Consider the following 14,258-nt stretch of genomic DNA (forward strand, 5'->3'; position numbering starts at 1 on the left):
CAGATGATAGATCACACAGCGTGTCGCACGGATCGCTCTGTGGATCGCTCTGTGGATCGGCCCGTGGCCCGGCCTGTGGCTCGGCTGGTGGTTCGGCCTGCGGATCCCTCGGTGGACCGCTCTGCCAACCGCCCCTCGGAGAGCGCCGACGAGCACGACGTGTGCACCGTGACGAACCGGGGCCGCAGGCGCATGTAGACCGGTTCGAAGGGTTCTCCGTCCACCTGGTCGGGGCCCGGCCCGAAGCTCGCGACCTCGGCCGCCGTGGGCTCGACGATCTCCGCCGTGCCGGTGCACTGGACCGACCAGAGGGCGTCCGCGCCCGAATTGAGGTTGTCCGCGCCGTACGCCACCACGCTGCCGCCGCAGCTCCTGGCGAGTTCGAGTCCGGCGTGGACGCGGAGCAGGACGTTCCCGTCGTTCGACACGACATGGCGCGCCGGTGCGACGTACGGCATCGCGTGCAGGCTGGTCGCCAGCCGCCCGTACGACACCCGGGAGAGCAGCTCGACGTCGCGGAGCTCCGCGGAGGGGTCCGACGAGAGCTCGGCCGGGACGGGGGGATTGTCCTGGGGAGGCATGACCCCCACTGTCGGCCGACGGGCGGTGGCACCGAAAGGGCCGCCCGGCCCCCTGCGTGGGGACCTAGGTCCCGAGGGGGTGCGAGGGCCGTGCGGTGGGTCCCCTAGGGGCCGAAAGGTCCGAAGGGGCCGGGGCCGCGCGGCGCGCTCTACTGCCGCTCCGCCTGCATGCGCGCCACGTACGCCGCGGCCTGCGAGCGGCGCTCCATGCCCAGCTTCGCGAGCAGGCTGGATACGTAGTTCTTGATGGTCTTCTCGGCCAGGTGGAGTCGCTCGCCGATGGCCCGGTTGGTCAGCCCCTCGCCGATCAGATCCAGGATCCTGCGCTCCTGGTCGGTCAGGCTCGCGAGCTTCGCGTCCCCCTTGGGGGCGTTGCCGTCGCGCAGCCGCTCCAGGACGCGCGCGGTGGCCACGGGGTCGAGCAGCGACTTGCCCGCCGCCACGTCGCGCACCGCCGCCAGCAGCTCGGTGCCGCGGATGGCCTTGAGGACATAGCCCGAGGCCCCGGCCATGATCGCGTCGAAAAGTGCCTCGTCGTCGGAGTACGAGGTGAGCATCAGGCATTTGATGGCGTCGTTCTGGGAACGAACCTCACGGCAGACCTCGACGCCGCTGCCGTCCGGAAGCCGTACGTCCAGAACGGCCACATCAGGGCGGGTCGCGGGGATCCTGACCAGGGCGTCTGCCGCCGTGCCGGCCTCGCCCACGACCTCGATGTCGTCCTCGACCGACAGCAGCTCGTGGACGCCACGCCGGACGACTTCGTGGTCATCCAACAGAAATACTGTGATTTTTCCGTCTTCGCGCACGGGGTAAGTCTCACATACTCACTCTTCCCGTGTCCGGGGTGACCGGGATAACGTGCCCGTGTTCCGGCGGCCTGCAAGGCTGTGACCAGTGGTTGTTCCCGCTTTTCTCGATTTACTTGGAAATCCAAGCAAAATCGCAGGTCAAATGGGGTTTCGCAGTAATGCGGCCCACTGGGTAACGTGCCTTTGGCAGGGCGCTCGCCGGGGCACCTGTCAGCCTGTTCCCGAGTCATACCCAACGGTGCACCCACCCCGTGCACGGGTACGGAGCAGGCGAGCCGCACTGGTTCCCGGCGGATCCCGGGGGCCGGACAGACGGAGGAGCACGCACGTGACCGTGGAGAGCACTGCCGCGAGCAAACCGCGCCGCAGTAGTAAGCGCACCGGCGCCACCGCCGCGAAGAGCGCAAGCAGCGCAACCAGCGCGAGCAGCGCAAAGCGCGCCGGGAAGCAGCCGCAGCAGGAGCCGCAGCCGGGGACTTCCGAGCCGCAGCTCGTACAGCTGCTGACGCCCGAGGGCGAGCGGGTCGAGCACCCTGAGTACAACGTCGACCTCAGCGCGGACGAGCTCAAGGGCCTGTACCGGGACATGGTCCTGACGCGTCGCTTCGACGCCGAGGCCACGGCCCTCCAGCGCCAGGGCGAGCTGGGCCTGTGGGCGTCGCTGCTGGGTCAGGAGGCCGCCCAGATCGGCTCGGGACGGGCCCTGCGCGACGACGACTACGTCTTCCCGACCTACCGCGAGCACGGCGTCGCCTGGTGCCGCGGGGTCGACCCGACGAACCTGCTCGGCATGTTCCGCGGCGTGAACCACGGCGGCTGGGATCCGAACAGCAACAACTTCCACCTGTACACGATCGTGATCGGCTCGCAGACGCTGCACGCGACCGGGTACGCGATGGGTGTCGCCAAGGACGGCGCGGACTCCGCCGTCATCGCCTACTTCGGCGACGGCGCCTCCAGCCAGGGAGACGTCGCGGAGTCCTTCACCTTCTCCGCGGTCTACAACGCCCCGGTCGTGTTCTTCTGCCAGAACAACCAGTGGGCGATCTCCGAGCCCACCGAGCGCCAGACCCGTGTGCCGCTCTACCAGCGCGCCCAGGGCTTCGGCTTCCCGGGCGTCCGCGTCGACGGCAACGACGTGCTCGCGTGCCTGGCCGTGACCCGGTCCGCGCTGGAGCGCGCCCGGCGCGGCGAGGGCCCGACGCTGGTCGAGGCGTTCACGTACCGGATGGGCGCCCACACGACCTCCGACGACCCCACCAAGTACCGGCACGACGACGAGCGGGCGGCCTGGGAGGCCAAGGACCCGATCCTGCGTCTGCGGACGTACCTGGAGCGCGAGGTCCTCGGCGAGAACGAGGCCGAGGCGTTCTTCACCGCCCTGGAGGAGGAGAGCGACGTGCTCGCCAAGCGCGTGCGCGAGGTCGTCCGCGCCATGCCCGACCCGGACCACATGGCCATTTTCGAGAACGTGTACGCCGACGGGCACGCCCTCGTCGACGAGGAGCGCGCGCAGTTCGCCGCCTACCAGGCGTCGTTCGCGACAGAGCTGGACAGCGGCTCCGCCGCGGGCCCGGCGCAGGAGGGCAAGTAAGCCATGGCCGCAGAGAAGATGTCGCTCGCGAAGGCGCTCAACGAGTCGCTGCGCAAGGCGCTCGACACCGACCCCAAGGTCCTGATCATGGGCGAGGACGTCGGCAAGCTCGGCGGAGTCTTCCGGATCACCGACGGGCTCCAGAAGGACTTCGGCGAGGGACGGGTCATCGACACCCCGCTCGCCGAGTCCGGCATCGTCGGCACCGCGATCGGTCTCGCGCTGCGCGGGTACCGCCCGGTCGTCGAGATCCAGTTCGACGGATTCGTCTTCCCCGCGTACGACCAGATCGTCACGCAGCTCGCGAAGATGCACGCCCGCGCGCTCGGCAAGATCAAGCTGCCGGTCGTCGTCCGTATCCCGTACGGCGGCGGCATCGGCGCCGTCGAGCACCACTCCGAGTCGCCCGAGGCGCTCTTCGCGCATGTCTCGGGCCTGAAGGTGGTCTCGCCCTCGAACGCGTCGGACGGCTACTGGATGCTCCAGCAGGCCATCCAGAGCGACGACCCGGTGATCTTCTTCGAGCCGAAGCGGCGCTACTGGGACAAGGCCGAGGTCGACACCGAGGCCATCCCCGACCCGCTGCACGCCGCCCGGACCGTCCGCACCGGCACGGACCTCACGCTCGCCGCGTACGGCCCGATGGTGAAGGTCTGCCTCGAGGCCGCCGCGGCCGCCGAGGAGGAGGGCAAGTCGCTGGAGGTCCTGGACCTGCGCTCGATGTCCCCGATCGACTTCGACGCCGTGCAGAAGTCCGTGGAGAAGACCCGCCGGCTCGTCGTCGTCCACGAGGCCCCGGTCTTCTACGGCTCCGGTGCCGAGATCGCCGCCCGCATCACGGAGCGGTGCTTCTACCACCTGGAGGCCCCGGTGCTGAGGGTCGGCGGTTTCCACGCCCCGTACCCGCCGGCCCGGCTCGAGGAGGAGTACCTCCCGGGACTGGACCGTGTGCTCGACGCCGTCGACCGCTCGCTGGCGTACTGAGGAGAGGGTCGTGACGACGATGACTGAGAACGCGGCTCGCTTCCGTGAGTTCAAGATGCCCGACGTGGGCGAGGGACTGACCGAGGCCGAGATCCTCAAGTGGTACGTCAAGCCCGGTGACAGCGTCACCGACGGCCAGGTGGTGTGCGAGGTCGAGACGGCGAAGGCGGCGGTGGAGCTGCCGATCCCGTACGACGGCGTCGTGCACGAGCTGCGCTTCGACGAGGGCACGACGGTGGACGTCGGTACGGCGATCATCACCGTGGACGTCGCTCCGGGGTCGGAGACCGCCGAGCCCCCCGCTCCCGCGGCCGAGCCGGCCGCCCCCGAGCCGGAGGCCGAGGCCAAGCCCACCGGCCGCCAGCCGGTGCTCGTCGGGTACGGCGTCGCCGAGTCCTCGACCAAGCGCCGCCCGCGCAAGGGCACTTCGGTGCCGGAGCAGGCGCAGGCCGCCCAGGTCCAGGCCGCCGTGCAGGCCGAGCTCAACGGGCACGGCGGCGCCGTCGCGGTGCCGGCCGCGGCCCGCCCGCTGGCCAAGCCCCCGGTCCGCAAGCTGGCCAAGGACCTCGGCGTGGACCTCGCCGCGGTCGTCCCCAGCGGGCCCGACGGGATCATCACCCGCGAGGACGTGCACGCGGCGGCGGCCCCCGCGGCCGCCGCCCCGGCGCCCGTCCGCGCTCCGGAGCCCGTGGCCGCCGCCCCCGCTCCCGCTGCCGCCGCCGCGCCCGCCGCGGTGCCCGGCGCCCGGGAGACCCGTGTCCCCATCAAGGGCGTACGGAAGGCCACGGCCGCCGCGATGGTCGGGTCCGCCTTCACCGCGCCGCACGTCACCGAGTTCGTCACGGTCGACGTGACGCGCACGATGAAGCTGGTAGAGGAGCTCAAGTCCGACAAGGACATGGCAGGGCTCCGGGTGAACCCGCTGCTGCTCATCGCCAAGGCGCTGCTCGTCGCGATCAGGCGCAACCCGGCGGTCAACGCCGCCTGGGACGAGGCGAACCAGGAGATCGTGCTCAAGCACTACGTCAACCTGGGCATCGCCGCGGCCACACCCCGCGGTCTGATCGTGCCGAACATCAAGGACGCGCACGACAAGACCCTGCCGCAACTGGCGGAGGCGCTCGGCGAGCTGGTCGCCACCGCCCGCGAGGGCAAGACCACCCCTGCGGCCATGCAGGGCGGCACGGTGACCATCACCAACGTCGGCGTCTTCGGCGTCGACACGGGCACGCCGATCCTCAACCCGGGCGAGTCCGCGATCCTCGCGGTCGGTGCGATCAAGCTCCAGCCCTGGGTCCACAAGGGCAAGGTCAAGCCCCGTCAGGTCACCACGCTGGCGCTCTCCTTCGACCACCGGCTGGTCGACGGCGAGCTCGGCTCCAAGGTGCTTGCGGACGTCGCGGCGGTCCTGGAGAACCCGAAGCGGCTCATCACCTGGGCGTAGCCACGCCCTGACACGAAGAGGCACGCACGGACACACGAAGGGGGCCCGCCGCGAAAGCGGCGGGCCCCCTTTGCGTGCGTGCGGGTCAGCCCAGCCGCTTGAAGCCGTAGTCCATCAGCTTCTTCGCGTCAGTGGTGCGCTGCGTCGAGGAGGTGGAGGCGAGGACGGTGCCGATGACCGTCTTGCCGTTCCGGGTCGCCGCGAAGACCAGGCAGTACTTGGCCTGGGGGCCGGAGCCGGTCTTCACGCCGATCGCGCCGCTGTAGGTGCCCAGCAGCGTGTTGGTGTTGGTCCACGTCGGCATAGTGCGGGTGCCGCCGGTCTTCGTCGTGGTCTTGGCCGTGTACGACTTCGTCTTCACGATGGCGCGGAACGTGGAGTTCTTCATCGCGTTGCTGGCGAGCTTCGTCAGGTCGCGCGGCGTCGAGTAGTTCGAGCCATTGCTTATTCCGTCGAACGAGTCGAAGCGCGTGTTGCGCAGACCGAGGTCCGCGGCGGCCTTGTTCATCTTGCCGATGAAGGACTTCACGCGGGCGGCGCGGGTGGTGCCGGTGCCGAACTTGTCGGCCAGCGCGTAGGCGGCGTCGCAGCCGGACGGCAGCATCAGACCGTAGAGCAGCTGGCGGACGGTGACCTTGTCGCCGACGATCAGGCGGGCGGACGAGGCGTTCTTGGAGACGATGTAGTCGCTGTAGGCCATCTGGACCGTGACCTTGGCGTCAAGGTTGAGGTTGGGCTGCGACAGCACCACCTTCGCGGTCATGATCTTGGTGGTGGACCCGGTGGAGCGACGGGTGTCGGCGGCCTTGGTGTAAAGGGACGCCCCGGTGCTGTTGTTCATCACGTAGCCGCCCGTGGCGGCGATCGTGGGCACCGGCGGGGCCGCTGCCTGGGCCTGGCCGGCGAATGCGCTGCCGGCGAGAACGGCACCAGCGGTGAGGGTCACGGTGGCAGCGAGCCGCATGCCCTTGATACCTGTCTTCAAGTTGTGTGCTCCGAAATGAGCTGATGATCCCGAATTGGTCATAGTGCGCGGGGCACATGGGAGTGCCGCACGCTGAAGAGACGCACGAGAGGTCCGGAGGGATGCACGCGTCCCGCGATTCGGACGAGATTTTTTGATGCACCCTTGTTGTATCTATGTTGTGCGCATGCCTGCCGCCCCCGCCGCCGCCGACCGCGTCTACACGCACATCAAGCAGGCGGTCCTCGACCGCCGTTACGAGGGCGGGACGCTCCTCACGGAGGGCGAGCTCGCCGAGGCCGTCGGCGTATCGCGGACCCCCGTGCGCGAGGCCCTGCTCAAGCTGGAGATGGAAGGGCTGCTCAAGCTCTACCCGAAGAAGGGCGCCCTCGTGCTCGCCGTCTCGGCGCAGGAGATCAGGGACGTGGTCGAAACCCGGCTGCTGGTCGAGGAGTTCGCCGTACGCCAGGCCGTCCCGGCACCGCCCGCGCTGATCGCGCGGCTGGAGGAGCTCCTGGAGGAGCAGCGGTGCCGGGCCGCCGCGGGCGACCTCGCCGAGGTCGCCGTCACCGACCGCTGCTTCCACGCCGAGATCGTCCGCCACGCCGGCAACCAGATCCTCGCGAAGCTCTACGACCAGATGCGCGACCGGCAGCTGCGCATGGGCGTCGCCGTGATGCAGGCCAGACCGGACCGGGTCGCCAAGAACATCACCGAGCACGCCGAGATCCTCGACCGGATCCGAGCGGGCGACGCCGACGGCGCCGCCGCGTGCGTACGGCAGCATCTGGGCTGGGTCAAGGTCCTGGTCCGGGGTGAGGCCGGATGAGCGGCTCATCCGGGGCCCTGCCCCTCTCACTGCCGGGCGACCCGCCCGGCGGCCGCCGCGCCTACGCGGTCTGGGGCATCGGCGTCGCCGTCTACTTCGTCGCCGTGATCTTCCGTACGTCGCTGGGCGTCGCCGGACTCGACGCCGCCGACCGCTTCGACGTCAACGCCTCCGCGCTCTCCACCTTCTCCATACTCCAGCTGCTCGTGTACGCGGGCATGCAGATACCCGTCGGCCTGATGGTCGACCGGCTCGGCACCAAGAAGGTCCTCACCCTCGGCGTCGTCCTCTTCACGGCGGGCCAGCTCGGCTTCGCGTTCTCCCCCTCGTACGGCATGGCACTCGCCTCCCGCGCGCTGCTCGGCTGCGGCGACGCGATGACCTTCATCAGCGTGCTGCGGCTCGGCGCACGCTGGTTCCCGGCGCGGCACGGGCCGCTGACGGCCCAGATCGCCGCGCTGTTCGGGATGGCCGGCAACCTCGTGTCGACGATGCTCATCGCCCGGCTGCTGCACGGCCTCGGCTGGACCGCCACGTTCGCCGGCAGCGCGATCGCCGGCGTGGTCGTCCTCGTCCTGCTGCTGCTCTTCCTCAAGGACCATCCGGAGGGGTACGAGCCCGCCCCGGCCCGGCACACCGGGGCCGCCTTCGTCCGCCGGCAGATCGCCGCGGCCTGGCGCGAGCCCGGCACCCGGCTCGGTATGTGGGTGCACTTCACCACCCAGTTCCCGGCCATGGTCTTCCTGCTGCTGTGGGGGCTGCCGTTCCTCGTCGAGGCACAGGGCCTGTCGCGTCGCACGGCGGGCGAACTGCTCACACTGGTCGTGGTCGTCAACATGGCCGTGGGGCTGGTCTACGGCCAGATCATCGCCCGGCACCACGCGGCCAGGGCCCCGCTCGCGATCGGCACCGTCGGGGCGACGGCGACGGTCTGGGCCATGACCCTCGCCCACCCCGGCGACCAGGCGCCGATGTGGCTCCTCGTCACCCTGTGCTCGGTGCTGGGCGCCTGCGGCCCCGCCTCGATGATCGGCTTCGACTTCGCCCGCCCCGCGAACCCGCCCGAGCGGCAGGGCACGGCGTCCGGGATCGTCAACGTGGGCGGATTCACCGCCTCGATGGCGACGTTGTTCGCGGTGGGCGTGCTGCTGGACATGACCGGCGACAACTACCGGATCGCCTTCGCGTCCGTCTTCGTCCTTCAGGCGCTGGGCGTCGTGCAGATCCTGCGGCTGCGGGCGCGCACGGCGCGGCGGGAGCGCGAACGGCTGGTGGCGAGCCGGGTGGAGGCCGTGCACGTACCGGTGTGACCGCCCGTGCGGCTCGGCCCCGCGCGCTCGCCCGGCGGGGCTCGGTCCGCCCGTCCGCACGGCCCTGTCTGCACGGCCCCATCCGGGCGGGCGGGCCGGGATGAGGCCGTCCGGGCGAGGCCGTCCGGACTGGGCCGTCCGGACGAGGCCGACCGCTAGGGCGTGATCGCGAACGAGTCCAGGATGGCCGCCGCCAGCTCCGCGTCGCCCTCGACCTTGATCCGGTCGGCGACGGCCGCGGGCCTGACCCGCCCCGTGGCGAGCCGTACGTACGTCTCCCAGTCCAGCGCGAACGTCACCGCAGGACCCAGCGACGGCGCTCCGTCGATCGTGCCGTGCCCGTCCGCGTCGACACGGACGGTCCGCAGGAACTCCACGGGCCCGCTGACGTCGAAGACCACGGCGGAGTTCGGCGGTGCGCCCGCGTCCTTGGCGACGACCTTCGGCAGGACCGCGAGGAAGTTGTCGCGGGCGCCGAGTGCGGCGGGGGAGTCGAGGTTGCCCGGCTTGCCGAGCGCCGTCCGCAGATCCTGCTCGTGCACCCAGACGTCGAACGCCCGCATCCGGTACGCCAGCTCCAGCGTCTGCTCGGCGCCGAGCGGAGCGCGCACCATGGTCTCGGGCGAGCGGCTCTCGTTGCGCAGCTGCCGGTTCCGCCGGATGATCGTGTACTCGAGCTCGGAGGTCATCTCGGGCGCGGTGTGGTGGCGGCGCACATCGACCTGCATCTCCATGTAGCGCGAGAACTCACTGCGCACATGGTAGAGATCGCGGGGCAGCGTGTGGATCGGCCGGGGGTCACCGAGCATCTCGCACTCCATGCCGATGACATGCGACACGATGTCGCGCACCGACCACCCTGGGCACGGCGTTGCGCGGTTCCACTCACCCTCCGCGAGCGGCTGCACCAGCTCGGATATCGCTTCGATGGAGTGGGTCCAGGCGTCGGCGTAGGTCTGGAGACTGGGATGGACGGTCACGGAACCCCTCGGCGGTTGTGCGCGGGCTGGGTGCTGGGCAGCTCTGCCGGGGGTCTTGGGGGTGACCCCGGGACAGAACAGTACGCTGCCACCGGGCACCCCGGCAGTGCTTTCGTGTGACGATCGTAGGCCCGTGTTGACGACTCGAATGCCAGGACGGTGGTAGTGTGCGCGCCTCGCTCATTCAGATCGCAGTAGACCCGGACGAATCGGTTGATCCCCGTAGGCAGCGCGCCGCCTCGCTCGTACGCGCGCAGGCCGGCGCCGATCTCGTCGTCCTCCCCGAGCTGTGGCCCGTCGGGGCCTTCGCCTACGAGTCGTTCGCGACGGAGGCGGAACCGCTCGAAGGCCCCACGTACGAGGCGATGGCGAAGGCGGCGAGCGACGCGGGCGTCTGGCTGCACGCGGGCTCCATCGTCGAGAGGGACGCCGACGGGGCGCTCTACAACACCTCCCTCGTCTTCTCCCCCGCCGGCGAGCTCGCCCGCGCCTACCGCAAGATCCACCGCTTCGGCTTCGACAAGGGCGAGGCGGTGCTGATGGCCGCGGGCACCGAACTCGTCACCGTCGCCCTCCCCGACGCCACCCTCGGCCTCGCCACCTGCTACGACCTCCGCTTCCCCGAACTCTTCCGCGGCCTCGTCGACGCGGGCGCCGACACCCTCGTCATCGCCGCCGGCTGGCCCGAACGCCGCCGCGCCCACTGGACCCTCCTCGCCCGCGCCCGCGCCGTCGAGAACCAGTCCTACGTCCTCGCCGTCGGCTGCTCCGGCACCCACGGGGGCGTTCCCCAGGCCGGCCACAGCCTCGTCGTCGACCCCTGGGGCGAGGTCCTCGCGCAGGCCGGCCCGGACGAGGAGATCCTCACGGTCGACCTCGACCCCACGAAGCCGGCCGAGACCCGCGACCAGTTCCCGGCCCTGAAGGACCGCGTCCTGGGCCTCCCGACCCCTCGGTGACCACGGGGCGCGGGCGACCTCACCGAGTCCGTGGGCCCGTGGCGGAGTACACCGCCGTCCACGGCAAGAAGGCACCGCGGTCCTGCTGACCCCGCAGGTCGGCCGGTGCTCATGGGCGGATGGCAAGCTTGAAGCATGAACGATGCTGCCCCGGCGCCCACCCCCGCCCCCGCACCCCGCAAGCGTGCCCGTGTCCGTGCCCCCGAGCTGATCGGCAAGGGCGGCTGGATCAATACCGGTGGGAAGGACCTGAAGCTCGCCGACTTCCGAGGTCGCACATTGATCTTGGATTTTTGGACCTTCTGCTGCATCAACTGCCTGCACGTCCTGGACGAGCTGCGCGAGTTGGAGGAGAAGCACCGGGACACCCTGGTGATCGTCGGGGTGCACTCGCCGAAGTTCGTGCACGAGGCCGATCACCAGGCCGTCGTCGACGCCGTGGAGCGGTACGAGGTGCACCACCCCGTGCTCGACGACCCCGAGCTCGCGACCTGGAAGCAGTACGCCGTGCGGGCGTGGCCGACGCTGGTCGTCATCGACCCCGAGGGGTACGTCGTCGCGCAGCACGCGGGCGAGGGGCATGCGCACGCCATCGAGCGGCTCGTGGAGGAGCTGGAGGTGGAGCACGGGGCGAAGGGGACGCTGCGGCGCGGCGACGGGCCGTACGTGCCGCCGGAGCCGGCCGCGACCGATCTGCGGTTTCCGGGGAAGGCCGTCGTGCTGCCGTCGGGGAACATCCTGGTCTCCGACTCGACCCGGCATCAGCTGGTCGAGCTGGCGGCGGACGGTGAGACCGTGGTGCGGCGGATCGGGGACGGGGAGTTCCGGGAGCCGCAGGGGCTCGCGCTGCTGCCGGGGGGTACCTCCCAGGCCGGAGGCTCCGGGGGAGGCAAGGTGATCGTCGCCGACACGGTGAACCACGCGCTGTGCACGTACGACCCGGAGACCGGTGCGATCGAGCGGGTCGCCGGGACGGGGCGGCAGTGGTGGCAGGGGTCGCCGACGGCGGGGCCCGCCCTGGAGGTGGATCTGTCGTCGCCGTGGGACGTGGCCTGGTGGCAGGGCAGGGTGTGGATCGCGATGGCGGGCGTCCACCAGCTGTGGACGTACGACCCGGAGAGCGGGACGGTCGGGGTGGCGGCCGGTACGACCAACGAGGGACTCGTCGACGGTCCGGCCGCCGAGGCGTGGTTCGCGCAGCCGTCCGGGCTCGCCGCCACCGATGACCGGCTGTGGATCGCCGACTCGGAGACCTCGGCGCTGCGCTGGATCGACATCGAGGGCGTCGTCCACACCGCCGTCGGCACCGGACTGTTCGACTTCGGCCACCGGGACGGTGCCGCCGGCCAGGCGCTGCTCCAGCATCCGCTGGGCGTCACCGCGCTGCCGGACGGCTCGGTCGCGGTGGCCGACACGTACAACCACGCGCTGCGCCGCTACGACCCGGCGAGCGGTGAGGTGACGACGCTCGCCACCGATCTGCGCGAGCCGTCCGCGGCCGTGCTGGACGGTGACGAGATCGTGGTCGTCGAGTCGGCCCGGCACCGGCTGACCCGGCTGCGGCTGCCGGAGGAGGCCGTACGGGTCGAGGCGGTCGCCCATCGCACGCAGCGCGCTGCGACCGCCGTCGCCCCGGGCACGCTGCGGCTGGACGTGGTCTTCCAGGCCCCGGCCGGCCAGAAGCTGGACACGCGTTACGGCCCCTCCACCCGGCTGCTGGTCTCCTCGACGCCGCCGGAGCTGCTCGCCACCGGTGATGGCGCGGGCACGGACCTCTTCCGTGAGCTGGAGCTCGACCCCGCGGTGACGGAGGGCGTGCTGCACGTCTCGGCGATGGCGGCGTCGTGCGACGACGACCCGGCGAACGAGTACCCGGCCTGCCATGTCCACCAGCAGGACTGGGGCGTTCCGGTCCGGGTGACGGCCGAGGGCGACTCGCGGCTGGCGCTCGTGCTCGCGGGCATGGACGAGGGCGAGTAGGTCTTCCGACGGCCGGCACGGAAGCCCGGTACGGAGGTAAGCCCGGCCCGCAGGCCCGGCACGGAAACCGGCCCCGGCCCTGTCAGGGCCGGGGCCGGTGCGGGTGTGAGTGCGGGTGCCGGACGCCGCGTCAGCGGGGGTAGCCGGTCGAGCGGCCCTCTTCGGTGATCGTCGGTGCGACCGGTGGCACCACCGCCCGCCGCCGTCGCGCGATGCTGGTGAACGTGGCGACGCCGATGACGCCCACCGCCATCATGATCAGCCCGACCACGTCGAGGTTGACGCTCTCCACCTCCCAGTCGGTCGCGAAGGTGAGGATCGCTCCCGCACCGATCAGCAGGATGCAGCCTCCCAAGCCCATGATTCACCTCCGGAATCAGCTAGGGACACCGGGTACCCCGACCCGTGGCACCTAAGCGGGGGAGGCGGGCTGACGTCGGCTCAGTCCTCCAGGAACGCCACCAGCGCGTTCGCCAGCAGGTACGGGTCGTCCGCCCCGCACAGCTCGCGCACGCTGTGCATCGACAGGATCGCCACACCGATGTCGACGGTGCGGATGCCGTGCCGGGCGGCGGTGATGGGGCCGATCGTCGTGCCGCACGGCATCGCGTTGTTGGAGACGAACGTCTGCCACGGCACCCCGGCGCGCTCGCACGCCGCCGCGAAGACGGCGCGGCCGCTGCCGTCGGTCGCGTACCGCTGGTTGACGTTGACCTTGAGGATCGGGCCGCCGTTGGCGCGCGGGTGGTGCGTCGGGTCGTGGCGCTCCGCGTAGTTGGGGTGGACGGCGTGGCCGGTGTCGGAGGAGAGGCAGACCGTGGCGGCGAAGGCGCGCGCCCGGTCCTCGTAGGTGCCGCCGCGGGCGAAGACCGAGCGCTCCAGCACGGAGCCGAGCAGCGGGCCGTCCGCGCCGGTGTCCGCCTGGGAGCCGTTCTCCTCGTGGTCGAAGGCGGCGAGCACCGGGATGTACGAGAGGTCACCGCGGGCGGACACGGCGGCGAGCGCGGCCGTGCCGGCGTGCACGGAGAGCAGGTTGTCCATCCGCGGGCCGGCCACCAGCTCGCGGTCGCGGCCGAGGTGGGCGGGCGGCTCGACGGAGTGGGTCATCAGGTCCCAGCCGGTGACCTCGCCCGCCGCGAGCCCGGTCTCCTGCTCCAGGAAGGCGATCAGGTCGCCCTCGTCGACGGAGTCGCCCAGGCCCCAGATGGGCTGCATGTGCCGCTGCTTGTCGAGCTGGAGGCCCTTCTCGTGGATCGAGCGGTCCATGTGGATGGCGAGCTGCGGCACACGCAGCAGCGGCCGGTCGATGCTGACGAGGCGGCTCGTGCCGTCGCGCAGCGAGAGCCGGCCGGCCAGGCCGAGGTCGCGGTCGAGCCAGGAGTTGAGCAGCGGTCCGCCGTAGATCTCGACGGCGATCTGCCGCCAGCCGTGCGCGCCCATGTCGGGCTGCGGCTTGACCCGCAGATTGGGTGAGTCGGTGTGGGCGCCGACGATCCGGAACGGGGTGTGCGGCTCGGCGCCCTCGGGGACGTACCAGGCGATGATCGCGCCGCCCCGCAGCACGTACTTCCCGCCGCTGCCCGCGGCGGAAGCCGCTGATGTCACAGCGTCCCAGGCGTCGGCTTCCTCGACCTGCCGGAAGCCGGCCTTCTCCAGGCGCGCGGCGGCGTTGGCCACGGCGTGGTACGGCGACGGGGAGGCCGCCAGGAAGGACATGAGGTCGTCGGTGTGGCCGCGGTCGAAGGGGGCGGTTCCGAGGCGGGCGGGTTCGCTGCTCATGTTGCTCACCTTAACGAGGGACGGGGGCCCGCTCCCGGTGAG

Annotated in this window: 13 protein-coding genes; 7 read left to right on the forward strand and 6 right to left on the reverse strand. The window is 71.2% G+C overall.

All coding sequences use genetic code 11. From position 1 onward, the window contains the following. Positions 1-11 precede the first annotated feature (11 nt). Both KK483_RS18235 and KK483_RS18240 read right to left on the reverse strand, forming a co-directional pair. Positions 12-581 (reverse strand): pyridoxamine 5'-phosphate oxidase family protein, encoded by a 570-nt coding sequence (locus KK483_RS18235; protein ID WP_262006268.1) that lies wholly within the window; start codon positions 579-581, stop codon positions 12-14. 149 nt (positions 582-730) lie between these two features. After that, a complete protein-coding gene (locus KK483_RS18240; protein ID WP_262006269.1) occupies positions 731-1,390 on the reverse strand; it encodes a response regulator transcription factor in 660 nt (219 codons plus the stop codon). Positions 1,391-1,721: 331 nt separating this feature from the next. Between KK483_RS18240 and pdhA the strand changes: the two genes are divergently transcribed. From pdhA to KK483_RS18255, 3 genes are read left to right on the forward strand one after another with little or no spacing between them, the layout of a single operon-like run. Continuing rightward, positions 1,722-2,987 carry a pyruvate dehydrogenase (acetyl-transferring) E1 component subunit alpha gene (gene pdhA, locus KK483_RS18245; RefSeq protein WP_262006270.1) on the forward strand — a complete coding sequence of 422 codons (1,266 nt, stop codon included), beginning with the start codon at positions 1,722-1,724 and terminating at the stop codon, positions 2,985-2,987. A 3-nt stretch (positions 2,988-2,990) separates the two neighbouring features. Continuing rightward, positions 2,991-3,971: an alpha-ketoacid dehydrogenase subunit beta gene (locus KK483_RS18250; protein ID WP_262006271.1), complete on the forward strand. Its 981-nt coding sequence runs from the start codon at positions 2,991-2,993 to the stop codon at positions 3,969-3,971. A gap of 10 nt (positions 3,972-3,981) precedes the next feature. Then, positions 3,982-5,415, forward strand: a complete 1,434-nt coding sequence (locus KK483_RS18255) for a dihydrolipoamide acetyltransferase family protein (RefSeq protein ID WP_262006272.1) — start codon at positions 3,982-3,984, stop codon at positions 5,413-5,415. Positions 5,416-5,500: 85 nt separating this feature from the next. Here KK483_RS18255 and KK483_RS18260 read toward each other — a convergent pair whose 3' ends face one another. After that, positions 5,501-6,379 (reverse strand): D-alanyl-D-alanine carboxypeptidase family protein, encoded by an 879-nt coding sequence (locus KK483_RS18260; protein WP_262009587.1) that lies wholly within the window; start codon positions 6,377-6,379, stop codon positions 5,501-5,503. Between the two features lie 187 nt (positions 6,380-6,566). Between KK483_RS18260 and KK483_RS18265 the strand changes: the two genes are divergently transcribed. Both KK483_RS18265 and KK483_RS18270 read left to right on the forward strand, forming a co-directional pair. Further along, complete coding sequence (locus KK483_RS18265) at positions 6,567-7,208, forward strand: GntR family transcriptional regulator (protein ID WP_262006273.1); 642 nt, start codon at positions 6,567-6,569, stop codon at positions 7,206-7,208. Then, a complete protein-coding gene (locus tag KK483_RS18270; protein WP_262006274.1) occupies positions 7,205-8,518 on the forward strand; it encodes a nitrate/nitrite transporter in 1,314 nt (437 codons plus the stop codon). Before KK483_RS18265 ends, KK483_RS18270 begins: the two co-directional genes overlap by 4 nt. 155 nt (positions 8,519-8,673) lie before the next feature. Here the strand turns inward: KK483_RS18270 and KK483_RS18275 are convergent, their stop codons facing one another. Next, a complete protein-coding gene (locus KK483_RS18275; RefSeq protein ID WP_262006275.1) occupies positions 8,674-9,498 on the reverse strand; it encodes a maleylpyruvate isomerase family mycothiol-dependent enzyme in 825 nt (274 codons plus the stop codon). Positions 9,499-9,665: 167 nt separating this feature from the next. On the opposite strand from KK483_RS18275, the gene KK483_RS18280 reads away from it, so the two are divergent. Together KK483_RS18280 and KK483_RS18285 are read left to right on the forward strand one after the other, a co-directional pair. After that, positions 9,666-10,457 carry a carbon-nitrogen family hydrolase gene (locus KK483_RS18280; RefSeq protein WP_262006276.1) on the forward strand — a complete coding sequence of 264 codons (792 nt, stop codon included), beginning with the start codon at positions 9,666-9,668 and terminating at the stop codon, positions 10,455-10,457. 135 nt (positions 10,458-10,592) lie between these two features. Next, positions 10,593-12,437: an NHL domain-containing thioredoxin family protein gene (locus tag KK483_RS18285; protein ID WP_262006277.1), complete on the forward strand. Its 1,845-nt coding sequence runs from the start codon at positions 10,593-10,595 to the stop codon at positions 12,435-12,437. A 130-nt stretch (positions 12,438-12,567) separates the two neighbouring features. Here KK483_RS18285 and KK483_RS18290 read toward each other — a convergent pair whose 3' ends face one another. Both KK483_RS18290 and KK483_RS18295 read right to left on the reverse strand, forming a co-directional pair. Continuing rightward, positions 12,568-12,798: a DUF6458 family protein gene (locus KK483_RS18290; protein ID WP_262006278.1), complete on the reverse strand. Its 231-nt coding sequence runs from the start codon at positions 12,796-12,798 to the stop codon at positions 12,568-12,570. An 80-nt stretch (positions 12,799-12,878) separates the two neighbouring features. Further along, on the reverse strand, positions 12,879-14,216 hold the full coding sequence (locus KK483_RS18295) for a M18 family aminopeptidase (protein ID WP_262006279.1): 1,338 nt from the start codon (positions 14,214-14,216) through the stop codon (positions 12,879-12,881). Positions 14,217-14,258: the final 42 nt, after the last annotated feature.

The sequence above is a fragment of the Streptomyces sp. FIT100 genome (genome assembly GCF_024584805.1).
Classification (GTDB): domain Bacteria; phylum Actinomycetota; class Actinomycetes; order Streptomycetales; family Streptomycetaceae; genus Streptomyces.